This window comes from Streptomyces sp. NPDC000229, assembly GCF_040300825.1.
GTDB lineage: Bacteria > Actinomycetota > Actinomycetes > Streptomycetales > Streptomycetaceae > Streptomyces.
The window spans coordinates 1-13,652 of sequence record NZ_JBEPEL010000124.1 but is presented as its reverse complement, the minus strand read 5'-3'; the positions used below and the strand labels follow the sequence as shown (position 1 = coordinate 13,652).

Annotated in this window: 19 protein-coding genes; 11 read left to right on the top strand and 8 right to left on the bottom strand. The window is 72.5% G+C overall.

The window, feature by feature from the left end:
- The first annotated feature begins 157 nt into the window (after nucleotides 1-157).
- The 4 genes from ABT360_RS33790 to ABT360_RS33775 all read left to right on the top strand — a co-directional run bounded on the left by ABT360_RS33790 (nucleotide 158) and on the right by ABT360_RS33775 (nucleotide 2,421).
- Entirely contained in the window at nucleotides 158-643 is a 486-nt protein-coding gene (locus ABT360_RS33790; protein ID WP_351825323.1) for a flavin reductase family protein, read from the top strand.
- Nucleotides 644-1,048: 405 nt separating this feature from the next.
- Nucleotides 1,049-1,288 carry a hypothetical protein gene (locus tag ABT360_RS33785; protein WP_351825321.1) on the top strand — a complete coding sequence of 80 codons (240 nt, stop codon included), beginning with the start codon at nucleotides 1,049-1,051 and terminating at the stop codon, nucleotides 1,286-1,288.
- Entirely contained in the window at nucleotides 1,288-1,662 is a 375-nt protein-coding gene (locus ABT360_RS33780) for a toxin Doc (RefSeq protein ID WP_351825319.1), read from the top strand. Before ABT360_RS33785 ends, ABT360_RS33780 begins: the two co-directional genes overlap by 1 nt.
- A 255-nt stretch (nucleotides 1,663-1,917) precedes the next feature.
- On the top strand, nucleotides 1,918-2,421 hold the full coding sequence (locus ABT360_RS33775; protein WP_351825314.1) for a phospholipase A2: 504 nt from the start codon (nucleotides 1,918-1,920) through the stop codon (nucleotides 2,419-2,421).
- 31 nt (nucleotides 2,422-2,452) lie between these two features.
- On the opposite strand, the gene ABT360_RS33770 is transcribed toward ABT360_RS33775, so the two are convergent.
- Entirely contained in the window at nucleotides 2,453-2,998 is a 546-nt protein-coding gene (locus ABT360_RS33770) for a VanZ family protein (protein ID WP_351825312.1), read from the bottom strand.
- A 170-nt stretch (nucleotides 2,999-3,168) separates the two neighbouring features.
- Between ABT360_RS33770 and ABT360_RS33765 the strand changes: the two genes are divergently transcribed.
- A complete protein-coding gene (locus tag ABT360_RS33765; RefSeq protein WP_351825309.1) occupies nucleotides 3,169-3,357 on the top strand; it encodes a DUF6381 family protein in 189 nt (62 codons plus the stop codon).
- 130 nt (nucleotides 3,358-3,487) lie between these two features.
- On the opposite strand, the gene ABT360_RS33760 is transcribed toward ABT360_RS33765, so the two are convergent.
- Nucleotides 3,488-3,916 carry an Asp23/Gls24 family envelope stress response protein gene (locus ABT360_RS33760; RefSeq protein WP_351825306.1) on the bottom strand — a complete coding sequence of 143 codons (429 nt, stop codon included), beginning with the start codon at nucleotides 3,914-3,916 and terminating at the stop codon, nucleotides 3,488-3,490.
- A 283-nt stretch (nucleotides 3,917-4,199) separates the two neighbouring features.
- Between ABT360_RS33760 and ABT360_RS33755 the strand changes: the two genes are divergently transcribed.
- Nucleotides 4,200-4,403 carry a cold-shock protein gene (locus ABT360_RS33755; RefSeq protein WP_351825303.1) on the top strand — a complete coding sequence of 68 codons (204 nt, stop codon included), beginning with the start codon at nucleotides 4,200-4,202 and terminating at the stop codon, nucleotides 4,401-4,403.
- A gap of 309 nt (nucleotides 4,404-4,712) precedes the next feature.
- Here the strand turns inward: ABT360_RS33755 and ABT360_RS33750 are convergent, their stop codons facing one another.
- The 3 genes from ABT360_RS33750 to ABT360_RS33740 are packed head-to-tail and all read right to left on the bottom strand — an operon-like array spanning nucleotide 4,713 to nucleotide 7,216.
- Entirely contained in the window at nucleotides 4,713-5,801 is a 1,089-nt protein-coding gene (locus tag ABT360_RS33750) for a DNA glycosylase AlkZ-like family protein (protein WP_351825300.1), read from the bottom strand.
- A gap of 13 nt (nucleotides 5,802-5,814) precedes the next feature.
- Nucleotides 5,815-6,708 (bottom strand): S41 family peptidase, encoded by an 894-nt coding sequence (locus ABT360_RS33745; RefSeq protein ID WP_351825297.1) that lies wholly within the window; start codon nucleotides 6,706-6,708, stop codon nucleotides 5,815-5,817.
- Between the two features lie 55 nt (nucleotides 6,709-6,763).
- A complete protein-coding gene (locus ABT360_RS33740) occupies nucleotides 6,764-7,216 on the bottom strand; it encodes a YbhB/YbcL family Raf kinase inhibitor-like protein (protein WP_351825294.1) in 453 nt (150 codons plus the stop codon).
- Between the two features lie 151 nt (nucleotides 7,217-7,367).
- Between ABT360_RS33740 and ABT360_RS33735 the strand changes: the two genes are divergently transcribed.
- Nucleotides 7,368-7,871: an FBP domain-containing protein gene (locus ABT360_RS33735; RefSeq protein ID WP_351825291.1), complete on the top strand. Its 504-nt coding sequence runs from the start codon at nucleotides 7,368-7,370 to the stop codon at nucleotides 7,869-7,871.
- Between the two features lie 124 nt (nucleotides 7,872-7,995).
- Nucleotides 7,996-8,277 carry a DUF3040 domain-containing protein gene (locus tag ABT360_RS33730; protein ID WP_351825288.1) on the top strand — a complete coding sequence of 94 codons (282 nt, stop codon included), beginning with the start codon at nucleotides 7,996-7,998 and terminating at the stop codon, nucleotides 8,275-8,277.
- Nucleotides 8,278-8,841: 564 nt separating this feature from the next.
- Here the strand turns inward: ABT360_RS33730 and ABT360_RS33725 are convergent.
- On the bottom strand, nucleotides 8,842-9,528 hold the full coding sequence (locus ABT360_RS33725; protein ID WP_351825285.1) for an alpha/beta fold hydrolase: 687 nt from the start codon (nucleotides 9,526-9,528) through the stop codon (nucleotides 8,842-8,844).
- 224 nt (nucleotides 9,529-9,752) lie between these two features.
- Here ABT360_RS33725 and ABT360_RS33720 point away from each other — a divergent pair, with 224 nt between their 5' ends.
- Nucleotides 9,753-10,112: an STAS domain-containing protein gene (locus ABT360_RS33720; protein WP_351825282.1), complete on the top strand. Its 360-nt coding sequence runs from the start codon at nucleotides 9,753-9,755 to the stop codon at nucleotides 10,110-10,112.
- A gap of 36 nt (nucleotides 10,113-10,148) precedes the next feature.
- On the opposite strand, the gene ABT360_RS33715 is transcribed toward ABT360_RS33720, so the two are convergent.
- A complete protein-coding gene (locus ABT360_RS33715) occupies nucleotides 10,149-10,814 on the bottom strand; it encodes a hypothetical protein (RefSeq protein ID WP_351825279.1) in 666 nt (221 codons plus the stop codon).
- 13 nt (nucleotides 10,815-10,827) lie between these two features.
- Nucleotides 10,828-11,229, bottom strand: coding sequence for a hypothetical protein (locus ABT360_RS33710; RefSeq protein WP_351825276.1), 402 nt, complete (start codon nucleotides 11,227-11,229; stop codon nucleotides 10,828-10,830).
- A 57-nt stretch (nucleotides 11,230-11,286) separates the two neighbouring features.
- On the opposite strand from ABT360_RS33710, the gene ABT360_RS33705 reads away from it, so the two are divergent.
- Both ABT360_RS33705 and ABT360_RS33700 read left to right on the top strand, forming a co-directional pair.
- On the top strand, nucleotides 11,287-11,892 hold the full coding sequence (locus ABT360_RS33705; protein WP_351825273.1) for a hypothetical protein: 606 nt from the start codon (nucleotides 11,287-11,289) through the stop codon (nucleotides 11,890-11,892).
- A gap of 188 nt (nucleotides 11,893-12,080) precedes the next feature.
- On the top strand, nucleotides 12,081-13,652 hold a 1,572-nt coding region (locus ABT360_RS33700), incomplete at its 3' end, for an ArnT family glycosyltransferase (protein ID WP_351825270.1).

Sequence of the window (13,652 nt, the reverse complement as noted above, 5' to 3'; positions counted from 1 at the left end):
CCCGGCGCGGTGCGCTCAGGTCCTTGACCTGGCAGTTACTTTCCGGCTATGCGTGGGCGTCCGCCGCCCCGCCGCGGGCGGCCCCGATCCGACTCCCGGGCTCGCCGCCGCTGTGGCATCGCGAGCCCGGCCCGGCGGGACAGGCTAGTGTCGTCCTGTGGCCCAACTCGACGCCTTCAGCGATCTGCTGGACTATCCGATGTACGTCGTGACAGCCGCGGCCGGCGGGGAGCGGGCCGGCTGTCTCGTCGGTTTCGCCTCGCAGTGCTCCATCAGACCGCCTCGCTTCGCCGTGTGGCTGTCCGTCGCCAACCGGACCTACCGGGTGGCACGGCAGGCCACTCATCTCGGCGTCCACCTCCTCCACCGCGAACAGGGCGAACTGGCCCGGTTGTTCGGCGGCGAGACCGGGGACGAGATCGACAAGTTCGATCGAGTCACCTGGCAGCCGAGCCACGACGGGGTACCCGTACTGCCTGACGCCTGCGCCTGGTTCGTCGGCCGCGTACACAGCCGTATCGACGGAGGTGACCACATGGGATTCCTCCTCGACCCCGTCGACGCGTCCCCGGCGGCGACGGGACGGCCCACGCCGATCATGTTCAGCGACGTCACAGACCTCTCGCCCGGCCACCCGGCCTGAGGCGGACCGCCCAGGGAGCGACGCGTTCCTGGCTGTCACCCGGGGCTGGTGACTTCGAACCGCTCGTGACACTGATCCACTGGGGCGTGGTGCTTCCGGCGGGACCGGCGGTCGCCCCCCCCGAGACCCCCCGTCGTCCGCGGTGCCCACCCGGGGGGCGAAGGGCGCGACGGCGGCCCTGTTCAGTGGTTCCGTCGGACGCGCGATGGCTCCCGCGGCCGGCCGTTCCTGGTGTGCGCATTCACGATCACCGACGGCCCGATCCCCGAGATCGACGTGATCGCGGAGCTGGAGCGCCTGCGCCACGTGGGACGGGCCGTTCCGTTCCCGGCGGCCGACCCGGTCCGCGCGGTCGCCGCCGCAGTCCCCTGGCCGGTCTGGTACCTACTAGGTACCATCAGTGGTATGCCGTCCTTGAACATCACCTTCACCGACGAGGAGCTGGAGGAGGTCCGCGCCGCGGCGGCCGCCGAAGGCAAATCGCTCAAGCAGTACGTCCACGACCTGCCCCTCCGTGAACGTCAGCGGCGCCAGTTCGTCCGCTACGCCGTCTCCTGGGGCGAGGCCCACCGGGCGGAGTTCGACGAGGCCTTCCCCGACGAGATCCCCAGGGCCGAGGGCCGGCGGGGAGGCGCGGCCGCCTGATGGTGCTCTACATCGACGTCCCCTGGCTCCTCGATGTCCAGGAGCAGGCCGTCCCCGAAGACGTGTCCGTCGCGGACTACTCCGCTCTCGTCGCGGCCGTCGCCCGGCACAAGACCCGCATCCCTCGCCCCACGACGGCCGAACCCGACCCCGCCTGGCGCGCGGCCGCCCTCCTGCACACCCTCGTGCGCCTCCAGCCGCTGCCGCACCGCAACTCGCTGTACGCCTGCCAGGTCGCCGTCGCCTATATGCACGCCTCCGGCGAGGGCATCGACGCCCCGTACGGGGCTCTCGTGGAGCTGGTACGCGACATCCGGGCGGCGAAGGCCACCGTCTACCAGGCGGCGGACCGCATCCGCGGCTGGCGGATCTGAGCCCACCGGCAGGCGGCCGGCCGGTGGTTCGCCGTCGCCACCGGGACCTCCACGTCCGAGGCGATCAAGGGCTTGTTCCGCCCGGCACCGGACGCGGCGCGACGGCCGGCGGCGGCGTATGACACGGCTCCCGCATCCGGTGCCGGTCGGCGTTCCCGTCCCCGTACAGGGGACCTTCAGCAACCTCGTACCCGGCTGATCGTTTGCAGTCCTGGGCGGGACTTCTCCGCCCAAGACCGACAATCTGGAGGCCCGATGCGCAGGAAGCTCTCGACCACCGCCGCCGCGCTCGCGTTCGCTACCACCACCGCCCTGAGCGGCGTCGTCACCGCCGCCGGCACCGCCGTCGCCGCCGACACCGACCCCGTCGTCCTCATCGCCGAACCGTCCGTGCGCGAGCAGGCGGACCAGATCATGAGCCTCACCTACCGGGAGTTCGCCAGCACCCCACGCGTCGAGCCGTTCAACTGGACGACCGACGGCTGTTCCGTACCCACCGGCTTCGCCCCGTACAGCGAGGTGTTCCGGCCCGCCTGCGTGCAGCACGACTTCGGGTACCGCAACTACGGCGCCCACCACGAACTGAAGCTCAGCCCGACCCGGGAGACCAAGAACTGGATCGACAGCCGGTTCCGGACCGAGATGGAGCGGGTCTGCCAGGACACCTACGTCACCCCCCTGGCCCACATGAACTGCGTGAACGCGGCTCAGGCCTACCACGTGGCCGTCAGCTTCGGCGGTGACCCGGCGTTCTTCTGACGACCGGCCGGCCGGGCGCGGGCGCAGGGTACTAGCGCTCGGCCGACGTCGTCGTCCGCCGTCCGGTGAAGCGGTGCCACCAGTGGCGACGCCTGGGATGTACGGCCCTGCCGAGCCGGCGGCCGATCAGCAGGTAACCCAGCAGGGCGCCCGAGGTGTTGAGCAGGACGTCGTCGATGTCGAAGGCCCGCCCGGTGATGAGGGCGCCTTGCACGAGCTCGACCAGCAGCATCACCAGAGCGGTGACCGCGGCCACCCGGAGCAGCCCGCGCGCCCGGGGCACCAGCACCGGCAGGAGCACACCGAACGGGACACCCAGCAGGATGTTGCCGCCGAGCTGCTTGACCGTGTCACGGAGGGCGGGCTGCGCGAGGTAGTCGCGGATGGAGTCGCCCGGGCGCAGATTGCTGTGGGTCAGCGGCTCGGAGGCGGCCGATGGTTCCAGGGTGAGCCGGGCCAGCACCACGGCGAAAGCCACCATCCCCGCGAAGGCCAGCAGCATGGCCGCCACGCGGCCCCACCGGGGCGCGCCCCGCCTGTCCTCCGTCACCTTGTCGCGCAGCTCGGTCCGCGCCATCACTTGCCCCCAAGTCAGGTCGGTCTGCTTCAGCTTCCGTTACCCCCGACGCCGCGCGGCACGCGCGGGTAACCGTGGGTGACCGTCCAGGATGCGGATGCGAGAAGGCTCTGTTTGTCTGATCTGGCCCGGCCTCGCGCCACCCCGATCAGACGGAAGGCAGGACCAGCATGAGCGTCGCGGACGAACCCAGCAGCCGAATCCTCCAGATGCGCGCGAAGGCGCAGGAGCTGGAGCAGGCGGCGGAACGCGCCACCGACCCGCAGGACCGCCAGCGGCTGCGGGACAAGGCTCGCCGGCTCAAGGAGCAGAGCGAGCAGGAGCGTGGCATGGCCGGCGGGAACATCGACCCGATGTAGCGGTCGGCACCGTCACGGCAGGCAGCGGTCCCGGTTCCTCGCCGGCCGCTGCCTGCCTGCCGGTGTGCTCGGGCCGCCGCCTCTCGCCGTGACCAGTGGCGGGCCGCCCAGGGTGCGGGCCGCCCAGGGTCTAGCGGACACGTCCCTCGGGCGTCTCCTCGTCCTCCTCCTCGGGCAGGTGGACGTCGTCCACGGCGATGTTCACCTCGACCACTTCCAGGCCCGTCATACGTTCCACCGCCTCGATGACGTTCTCGCGCACATCTCCGGCCAGGTCCGCGATGGGCACGCCGTACTCGACGACGAGTTCGAGGTCGATGGCGCTCTGACGCTCGCCGACTTCCACCTTGACGCCGCGCGTGACGCTCGCGCGTCCGCCCGGGACGCGGTCCCGTACCGCTCCCACGGTGCGGGCCAGCCCACCGCCAAGGGCGTGGACGCCGTCCACCTCTCTGGCCGCCATTCCGGCGATCTTGACCACGACCCCGTCCGCGATGGTCGTTTTGCCCCGGGTAGCCGGGTCGGCACCGGGGTTTCTCGAACCACTCGGCTCCGTCATGGGGAAGCCACCTCCTCGACGTGCGAAGTCCCGGGAATCCCTCTTCCCAGCGTGCCCTCGGCGCTCCTCCCGCGCCACGCGGGAGGTACGCGACATACGAACCGGCCGCGTGCGCTGCGTAGCAGGTCGAGCACTGTTCGGGTACGGTCGGTGGCAGAGAAGTCGTGGTTCCGAAGTGTGCGCCCGTGATCGCGATCACGGGCGTTCGTGCTGTCACACCCCATGTCGGGCCCGCACTCTCCGGGCCCGCACCGTGCGGGCCGTCCAGGCAAAGGAGGCCGATATGGCTACGGGAACGGTCAAGTGGTTCAACAGCGAGAAGGGCTTCGGCTTCATCGCCCAGGACGGCGGCGGGCCGGATGTCTTCGCCCACTACTCCCACATCACCGGCGCCGGTTACCGTGAGCTGACCGAGGGTCAGAAGGTTACCTTCGACGTCACTGACGGGCGCAAGGGACCGCAGGCGGAGAACATCGTCTCCGCGTGACCGGTGACCCCTGACGCGTGACGCGTGAGCAGTGACGCGTGAGGCGCGGCGTACGGCGGGACGGCCACGACGGCCCGATGCAGGCCACAGGGCGGCCGGTGCCGCGCACCGGTGTGGACGTCCCGCCGCACGCATCACCACTCGTCGCCGAGGCAGGGTGGCATGGAAGCGCGGACGGTGTCCCACCCGCTGGAACCTCTGCCGGCGCCCCGGCGGTGTCGGCGACCTCGCCCGGAGCGCCGCCGAACGCCTCGCCGCGCTGCCGGACCGACGTCGCCGGGAAGGGCTGAGCCCGACGGGGAGGACCGCCTAGGCGATGTGCAGGCGGACCCCGGCCGCGCCGCGTGCCGAGGCCACCGTCGCGGCCTCGTCGTCCAGCCGTTTGCGGACCGTGGGGGACAGCGGCCCGAAGGTCGTGACCGTCAGGTCGAGTTGGCGACCGGCGGCCTTGGCGCGCCAGGTGCCGGCGATCTCCGAGCCCACCAGCAGCGCCCCCGGGCCGCCGATGGCCCGCCAGATCTCCTTCTCCCGGCTCTTGTCCGGCACGACCAGTGCCCGGTCGCGTGCCTGGAGGTAGGGGTCGCCCGGCGGCAGCAGCCGCACGAGCCGGTCGCTCCCTCGGGCCGACACCAGCGCCTCCAGCCCGGAGGCGGGGAGCCATGCCTTGCGGCCCTCCACCCACACCTCGGCCAGGTCGTCCGGCCACACCGCCTTGACCGCGGCCGGTCTGGTGCCGAGGTACTTCGCCACCTCGGCGGGGGTGGCGGGCCCGAGGAAACGCAGATAGGCGCGGACCAGTTCGGCGGTCCCGGACGCCGCGGCCGGCACCGGGAACCTCGTGGCCAGCGGCGCCAGTACCGTCCCGTTTCCCTTCGGCGCGACCCGGACCGACCCGAAGAGCCCGGCCTGCTGGAAGAGCAGCCCGGAGATGTGCTGCGCCCCGCACCGCTCGCACCAGTAGGTCAGCGACTCCGGTACGGCGGCGCTGACCGCCGTGCTGACCTCGGCCTTGGCCATCGGCACGGTCACCACGTCGCGGAACGCCTCCGCGGTGACCCGGAAGGCCTCGATGCCCAGTCGCGCCCCTTCCCTGATCACCGCCGTGTCAATTCGCGCCGTCGCGTCGGCGTCGTCCAGCGGCCACAGAGCCGCGGCCAGCGCCCGCAGGTCCGCGCGCCGGTGCAGATGGGGCGCGCCGCGGAACGACCAGACCAGTTCGAGCCCGTCACGGGACGCGCCCCGCGCGGCCAGGGCCGGTCCGGCGGATCCGTACGGCGTGTCCTGCACGCCCAAGGTGAGCATGCCGGGGGCGGGGGAGGAGCGGTCGAACCCGTGGACCGCCACCCGGTAGGCCAGTACCTGGTTCCGGCTCACTTCGGTGCGCTGCCTGCTGCTCACGAGCGCACCCTACCTATGCGCCGAGTCGGCGGAGGGCGGCCCTGTGGGCCGTGTCGAGTGCGTCGCCGGCGGGGACCGGAACGTCCGGGGCGACCCCGACGCCCTCCCAGTTGGTGCCGGTCACGGTACTGATGGTGCGGGCGGTGGGGACCGTCACGAGGATGTGTTCGGCCACCGCGTACCGGGCCGTCGGATGGGCCCCGCCACGGGTCGTCTCACCGACCACGACCGCCCGGCCGTGGGCCTGGAGGGTGTACGCCACGTCCTCACCGCCCGAGAAGGTGAGGGAACTGGTCAGCACGTAGACCGGGCGGTCCAGGTAGCGCGGCGCGGGAAGGTGCGCGATCGTCCAGAACTGGCGGGTGGAGTCGGTGCGACGGTCGTAGATGTCGTTGAGGTGCACCTGGTCGTCGGGGAAGAAGTAGCTGCACCACATCGCCGCGCCCTCGGGGGCACCGCCCCGGCAGGCGCGAAGGTCGAGGATCAGGGCGGAGCTGAGGGCGGCCAGCTCCATGGCCGCGCCGATCGCCCGGCCGCCCTCGTCCGCGCAGGCGATCCGCCGTATGTCGATGAGCCCGATGTTGCCGTCCAGATGCTCGAAGCGGCGGATGCCCTGGTTCTCCGCCCTGAGCAGGTCGAGGAAGGCCGACCGGCCCTCGTCCTCGGTCGCGGGATCCAGGTCCTGCGGCTCGTCCGTCCACAGCAGCCGGAGGTGCTTGTCCGGGCAGGCCTCCTGAAGGTGGGCGGTCACCGCCTCGCACAGAGCGGGGCCCTCCAGGCCGTCGTAGTCCCCGGCCGCGAGGCGGCGCCGGATCGAGGTGTCGATGGATGAGGTCCTGTCCGGGAAGACGTACCCGGCCGTGATCCGGTCCAGCGCTCTGTGAATGATCTCCGCGTTCGTGGGCATGGCCGGTCATGCTAGATCGCCGGCGCCTCCGCTTCGAACGGTTTTCCGGCACTGCTCAGCGCTGGTAGAGGCCGACCAGCGTGCCGGCGGCCGACTGCCGCTCGTCCACCGCCGCGTGCACGTCCTGGGCGGTCGCCTTCTCGGGCAGGGTGACCGGCTCCGGTAGCGCGTAGAGGTGGAAGATGTACCGGTGCGCCCGATCGCCGACGGGTGGCTGCGGACCTCCCCAGCCGGGCTGCCCGTAGTCGTTGGGGCGGCTCTTTCCGCCTCTGGGGGTTTCCCCGGTGTCCACTCCCTCGCTCGACGGGTCGATGCCCGTCACGAGCCAGTGCAGGAAGGTGCCGGAGGGCGCGTCGGGGTCCTCGCACAGCAGGAGCAGCTCCGCGGTGCCCTCCGGCACTCCGGACCATGACAGTGCGGGCGAGACGTCGTCGCCTTCCTTGGCGTGGCGACGGGGAATGAACGCGCCGTCGTTGAACGCGGTACTTCTGAGCTCGATTCCAGCCATACCCCCCTGTTACCGCGCCACCGCCCCGGCCTGCCCGTCGGTCCCCGATGTGCATCCGACTGGCGCAGCCCCGCGGCAGCGGTGGTACGGAGGGCACCGTGGCGGTAAATGGGGATGCGTCGTGATCGGCCCGTGCGTAGGGTCGGCGCCCGTGGAACCGCTCAGTGAGAAACAGATCCGCTCGTCCTTCGTGAACTGCACCAAGGGCGAGGCGTCGCGGCTCAGGCTGCCGTCCGACTTCACCGAACTCCCATGGGGGGACCTGGACTTCCTGGGGTGGGTGGATCCAGGGGCTCCTCTGCGGGCCCACCTCGTGCTGCCGCGTGGGGACGGACCGCTGGGCATCACCCTGCGCGTCCCGGCCGTGGGCCGCGCCAGTGCGGTGAAGTCCAGCCTCTGCCAGATATGCCTCACCGGACACGCTTCCTCGGGGGTCACTCTGCTCGTCGCCCCCTTGGCGGGGGCACGGGGCCGTGAGGGCAACACGGTCGGCACCTACCTCTGCTCGGACCTTGCGTGCCCCTTGTACGTTCGCGGCAAGCGGCAGCCGAAGCTGCGTTCCGGGCGCTATGAGGAGTCCCTCACCCTGGACGAGCGCATCGCCCGCATGGCGGCCAACCTTGACGCCTTCGTGGCCAAGGTCACCGCGGGCTGAGAAGGCCGCCCCGGGTGCGGCAAGGGGCCGGGAGGGGCCTGGACGGACGAGATGGGGGAAAATGTGTAGGTGTACGAGTGGCTTTTCCCGCGCGTGAATCCTTCCCCTGAAGCAGGTGGCTGCCATGGAACACGAGTCGGAAGGACGTATCCTCGCGCAGATAGAGCGCGGGCTCACCAGTGAGGACCCTGATCTCGCCGCCCGCATGAACACGCTCAACGAGCAGTTCTCCGGGGAGGACCGGAGCGGTGACCCGGCCCCGCCTCAGCGGAACCGGCACCGCAGGACCGCCCTGATCCTGGTCGTCATCGCTCTGGTGGGGATGCTTCTGACGGCGGCCCTCAACGCGTCGTCGAGCGAGACACCGGCGCCGCCGAGCAGTCTCACCCCCGCCGTGTCCCTGTGACGGTTCCGTCCGGGGACCGGCCCCGCCCCGTCAGCCGCGCTCGGGCGCGGATGCGGCCGAAGGCGGCTCGGCTCCGGTCGTGCCGCTCCACGCCGGTCCGGATGCCGGCGGGGTGGGGCGCGACACGTACTCGCCGGCCAGGTCGGTGCAGCCCAGTGGTTGCTGCCCTTCGCGCCGGCCCCAGAGGGTGCTGTGTGCGGCCCGCACGGTGACCGCCCCGCGCCGGGGCCGCTCGCCGGTGCATATCAGGACCGCAGCTCCTGCGGCCGCCGCCGCTGATGCCGATCCAGCGCGGCTCGGCTGCTCGGCCACCGGGATGCGCAGGGCGGAGCAGACCCGTGTCGTACGTTGCCTCGAAGCGCTCGTGACCAGGGAGTCGGCCAGAAGAACTGGCGGGTGAACCTGCCGGTGAGCCGCTCCGAGACCGCCTCGACGCCCGCCTGGTCCGGGTCGACGCCGGTAGGTCGAACAGCATCGGACCGAGCCGTCCTCGCGCCGGACACCATGGGCATCGCCGCAGGACGCCGCACACCGTAGAAGAGCTGCCGAGTGAGCCGGTCCGGCTCACGGAAGGGGGCCGCCCGCGTTTTCGAGCAGGACGCGGGAGACCAGTTCGGGCGCCTCCGTCATCGGTACATGGCCGCAGCCGGGCAGCGGCACCAGCCGCGCGCCGGGGATCATGGCTTTCACCCGCGAGGCCTGCCAGGGAGGCAGGAGACGGTCCCGCGTGCCCCAGGCGACGGTGACGGGCACGCCGGGGATGTCCCCGCTGAACAGCCGGGATGCCCGCCCGGCCCGGAGGGTGGCCTTGCAGGCCGCGCTCTGCCGGGCCATGGCCAGGACGGCGTACGCGTACCTCCGCTCGGCACCGGTCCAGAACCCCGCCGGGGCCAGCGCCGTCACACTCCGCGCCAGCCCGGCCTGGGCCAGCCGCAGCGCCATCAGCCCGCCCAGTGAATGACCCGCCACATGCGGCCGCTCCACCCCCAGCCCGGCGAACACCGCACCCATCCACACCACCGCCGTCTCCAGGTCCCGCGGCACGGCCGGGTCCAGGTCGGGTGATTCCCCGAAACCCGGAAGGTCCATGGCGAACACCTCGTGCCCGGTCAGCAGCGGCACCACGGCACGCCAGACCCGGCGGTCATCGGCTACCCCGTGCAGCAGCACGAGCGGCTCGCCGTCCCCGTGCCGCTCGTACGCCACGGTGACCGCCGGCAGGCCGGTGGGGCGTCCTTCGGCGTAGGACACGACGGGCTGAGGGGCAGGGGTCCGCGTCCGCGGCCGCCTCCGGGCGGGCGTGAGTGGAGCCATCGGACACCTCCACCGGTCGGTCTCTCCTCACCCGGAAAACCGACGGAAGGCCGACGGCGATTCCCGCCGCGGCCGCGGTGTGGTGGACAGCGGGGCCGGATCGCGTTTTCCTGTTGCTCGACGGGACGTTTCCCCCGCCCTCGGCGGAAGGGGGCACGGCGATGACTGACCAGTTCCGCACCACGGCCACCACACAACCCGGCGGCAGCACCGTGCTGACCGTGTCCGGTGAGCTCGACATCGTCACCGGCGAGGAACTGCGCAGCCGCCTGCACGCCGCGCTGCCCCGGTCGCCCACCGTCCTCGTCGACCTGTCCGGCGTCACCTTCCTGGACTGCTCCGGCCTGAGCGTACTGCTGTGGGCCCGCCGGCAGGCGGCCACCAACGGCACCCGGCTCCTGCTGCACGCCGCGTCCCCGGCCGTGGAGAAGATCCTCAGGGCGACCGGCCTGGAGAGGGCCTTCACCTTCTCCGGCCCGTCGGCGACCACGGTGCGGCCACTGCTCCCGGCACGGGGGTGACCCGCCGGCCGTGGCGCGTCCACCGCCCGCCCGGGCTCAGAGGAGACCGCCCCAGATGGACTCCCGGCCGAGGCGGCGACGCACATGGCCACGCCGGCCGGCCAGGACCGCCATCAAGGTCCACGTCACCGCGCCACCGACCAGGCCGCTCAGCCGGCCCGAGGCATCCACATGGTCCGCCTGCTCCATCGGCACGACGCCCTCCGGGTCACGAACGACGTCGAGCCGGTCTCCCACCTCCGGGGCCCAGACGTCACCGTTGTACTCCAGCTTCTCCTCGAGGAGGCTCCCGTCCGTGGCCCGCAACGTGAAGCGGTGGTTGTCGCTCGCCGTGCCGGTCGCGCTGTCCGCCACGATCTCCACGCGCTCCCGCACCCCGCGCCGCTCCAGCACGGCTTCGGGGGCGTAGTCGACGGCCCCGATGAGGATGAACAGCGCGGGCACCGCGGACAGTACGGCTAGCCAGAAGGCGCGGTGGAGCAGCGCCAGCGTCACGGCGAAGGCGACACACAACGCCGTCCCGACCATGATGGGGACCGCCTCCCAGCCCAACGCCAGGTGGGCGATCCACGTGGTGGCCGCCGCGGCCGCCCACCCGAACAGCACCAGCGCCGCCGTACGCCGCGCCGACTTCCACGGATCGACGGCATACCCGCCCATCCTGCGCAACGGCGTGGTCCTGCTTTGCTTCTTCGTCCGCATGAGGAGAACCGCCCTACTTCGACGGCCGGTCGGCGAGCTCGTCCAGCACGCGCATGGCCTCGGCATGGGCGCTCATCCGGCCGCTCACGCTGCCGCTGGTGAACAGCATCGCACCGGCGACCGACACCGGCACCGACAGCCCGAGCACGGCGAGGGCCTCGGGCCAGTCCCGCTCGTTCTCGCACCAAGCGCCGTTCACCACCCCGTCGTTGGCCGTGCCGCGCTCGGTGAACAGCCGCGACTCGCACTCCCTGGGGTAACGGTCGTCGGGTTCCTCGTCGACCTCGTACGGAATGAGCAACAGGACGGCGCACCACGTCCACAGCAGGCCGGCCAGCGACAACAGCCCGATGCCCCAGGCCCTTTCCCGCCTGGCTCGGTCACGGAAGTCCAGGTCATAGTCATGTGATCGCATGGCGTACGAAGCTAACAGCCGCCCGGTCGCCGGGAGCGCGGCCCTACCCTTGCGGCCATGGGAGTGAGCATCGAAGTGATGGTCGTCGACTGGGAGCGGGTGGAGGCGGCGCCGCCGGACGAGCGGGAAGAGCTGCTCATCGACGCCGCCTTCGGGGACGAGGACTACGGGGACGGCCTCCTGGAGGAGGGGTGGATCCCGCCCACGGCCGTGGGCGCGGGCTGGTGCGTCAGGTACTCCTTCCGCCGCACCCTCGACTCCTACAAGCCGCACTTCTGGGCGGGCGAGCGGTGGGAGCGCGTCCGGGACTTCGCGCACCCAGGCCTGCGCACCGCTCTGGACCGGTTCACCGCACGGCTGTTCTGGCACGGCCTGGAATACGTGGCGGGGGAGGACGCCGGAGTCCTCGCCGTACCGGAGGGCGCCTGGGACGCGCACCTGCTGCTGTGGTGCCCACCGGGAGACGTCGCGGTGCTCGAGGGGCAGTGGGCCGAGGCACTGCCGGACCTCGACTCCCTGCGGGAGCCGTTCACCCGGCACGCTGCCGGCCCCCAGGGCTGGATACCCGACTTCGAGTCGTTCGCGGACCTCCTCAAGGGGTGGGGCGAAGTCGTCCGAGAAGCACACCGCCGGGGCTGGGACATCGTCGGACTGCGCTGCTGAGCCCCGTCACCACGTGCGGGCCGGGAACGGGGCGAGCCGGCCTCGTCACCCCTTCGGGCCCGGCCGTTGGGCCGACTGCCGTGCCTCCCCGGGGCGCCGGGCGCGGCCGGCGCGCAGCGTGGTGGGAGGACGGCGGGGGAGGAGCCCCCGTCGTACTGCCACGAGATGCGACGAGTGAGGCCGGGGCCATGCAGGAAACACGTGTCATCGCGGGCTCGCCGGACAGCGCGCCGCTCGCGACACCCGACGACGGGCACTCGCCCACCGCCGGGGCGTCCACGCGCCCGCTGCCCTGGCTGGCGGCCGTCGCCGCCGCCTTCACACTGGCGCAGCTCGCCCTGGTGATGCCCGGTCTCGGCCTCGGCTGGGACGAGACGGTGTACGTCAGCCAGGTCAGCCCGCAGGCCCCGGCGGCGTTCTTCAGCGCCCCGCGGGCACGGGGCATCAGCTTCCTGGTCGCACCCGTGGCGGCGCTGACGACCTCGGTGGAGGCGCTCCGCGTCCACCTGGCCCTGTTGTCGGGCTGCGGCCTGTTCCTCGGGCTGTGGGTGTGGCGGCGGCTGCTGCCCGTTCCGGTGCTCGCGACCGCCGGGGCACTGTTCGCGACCCTGTGGGTCACGATGTTCTACGGCCCGCAGGCGATGCCGAACCTCTGGGTCGCCTACGGCGCGCTCGCCGCCGTGGGCTTCTTCCTGCGGGCCGTCCGGGACCCCGCCGACCGCTGGGCGCTGCCCGGCCTCGGAGCCGGGGTCGCGCTCGCCGCACTGATGCGCCCCACCGACGCGGTGTGGCTGGCCCTGCCGCTCGCGGCGGCGGCGCTGCTCATGCGACCGGCGCACCGCAGGCCCTGGGCGGTGCCCGCCGTGCTCGCCGCGGGCCTGGTCCTCGGCTGCGCGCCGTGGGTCGTCGAGGCCTACGCGCACTACGGCGGACTCCACGCCAGACTGCGGCGGGCCAGCGAGATCCAGGGCCACCTCGGCTGGTACTTCGCCGTCGACGACCATGTGCGCGCGCTCGGCGGGCGGACGCTGTGCCGTCCCTGCGACGTGCCCTGGCGGCTCCCGCAGGCCGCCGTCTGGTTCCTCGCCCTGCCCCTGCTCGTGGCGGGCGGCGTGTGGGCCGCCGCCCGCACCCGCGACCGCGTACCGATCGTCCTGGCGACCGTGACCGGACTGGTGCTGGCCGCGCCGTACCTCTTCACCGTCGGATACGCCGCGCCGCGCTTCCTGCTGCCCGCGTACGCCTTGCTCGCCCTGCCCGTCGCGCGGTTCCTGCTCCGGATCGTCCGCCCCGCCCGGCCGGGGAAGCGCCGGAGCGTCGGCGTCGTGCTGGTCGCCGTGGCGGTCACCGGGCACCTGGCGGTGCAGTACCGGGTGCTCGACTCGGTGGCGGACCGGGTACGCCGCGACACCGTCGCCCTCGGCCGCATCGCCGCCGAGTTGCACGCGCAGGGCGTCCGCCCACCCTGTGTGGTGAGCGGCGAGGACGCCATCCGGGTGGCGTTCCGCGCCGGATGCGCCTCGCGCCAGCCCTCGGGCCACGACGGGAGCATCACACCGGAGGGCCTCACCGCCATGGGCGAGCGCATCCCGGTGGCGGTCCTCGTCTCCGACCTGGGCGGCATCCCCCGGTACGCCCGCCAGTGGCGCGTCCACCGGCTCCCGGACCTGGGCCACCGGACCGGCCTGCGCGGCTACCTCGCGCCCGCTGCGGGCGTTGCCCGGGGACTGCTGGGCCCACACCACCGGGCCGGGCACCAG

What these genes read in the sequence shown, in the direction of transcription:
- ABT360_RS33740 (WP_351825294.1), bottom strand. Translation starts at nt 7,216, where the DNA reads ATGGCTGGAATCGAGCTCAGAAGTACCGCGTTCAACGACGGCGCGTTC.
- ABT360_RS33715 (WP_351825279.1), bottom strand. Translation starts at nt 10,814, where the DNA reads ATGCGGACGAAGAAGCAAAGCAGGACCACGCCGTTGCGCAGGATGGGC.
- ABT360_RS33705 (WP_351825273.1), top strand. Translation starts at nt 11,287, where the DNA reads ATGGGAGTGAGCATCGAAGTGATGGTCGTCGACTGGGAGCGGGTGGAG.
- ABT360_RS33785 (WP_351825321.1), top strand. Translation starts at nt 1,049, where the DNA reads ATGCCGTCCTTGAACATCACCTTCACCGACGAGGAGCTGGAGGAGGTC.
- ABT360_RS33755 (WP_351825303.1), top strand. Translation starts at nt 4,200, where the DNA reads ATGGCTACGGGAACGGTCAAGTGGTTCAACAGCGAGAAGGGCTTCGGC.
- ABT360_RS33720 (WP_351825282.1), top strand. Translation starts at nt 9,753, where the DNA reads ATGACTGACCAGTTCCGCACCACGGCCACCACACAACCCGGCGGCAGC.
- ABT360_RS33775 (WP_351825314.1), top strand. Translation starts at nt 1,918, where the DNA reads ATGCGCAGGAAGCTCTCGACCACCGCCGCCGCGCTCGCGTTCGCTACC.
- ABT360_RS33730 (WP_351825288.1), top strand. Translation starts at nt 7,996, where the DNA reads ATGGAACACGAGTCGGAAGGACGTATCCTCGCGCAGATAGAGCGCGGG.
- ABT360_RS33770 (WP_351825312.1), bottom strand. Translation starts at nt 2,998, where the DNA reads ATGGCGCGGACCGAGCTGCGCGACAAGGTGACGGAGGACAGGCGGGGC.
- ABT360_RS33710 (WP_351825276.1), bottom strand. Translation starts at nt 11,229, where the DNA reads ATGCGATCACATGACTATGACCTGGACTTCCGTGACCGAGCCAGGCGG.
- ABT360_RS33780 (WP_351825319.1), top strand. Translation starts at nt 1,288, where the DNA reads ATGGTGCTCTACATCGACGTCCCCTGGCTCCTCGATGTCCAGGAGCAG.
- ABT360_RS33745 (WP_351825297.1), bottom strand. Translation starts at nt 6,708, where the DNA reads ATGCCCACGAACGCGGAGATCATTCACAGAGCGCTGGACCGGATCACG.
- ABT360_RS33760 (WP_351825306.1), bottom strand. Translation starts at nt 3,916, where the DNA reads ATGACGGAGCCGAGTGGTTCGAGAAACCCCGGTGCCGACCCGGCTACC.
- ABT360_RS33765 (WP_351825309.1), top strand. Translation starts at nt 3,169, where the DNA reads ATGAGCGTCGCGGACGAACCCAGCAGCCGAATCCTCCAGATGCGCGCG.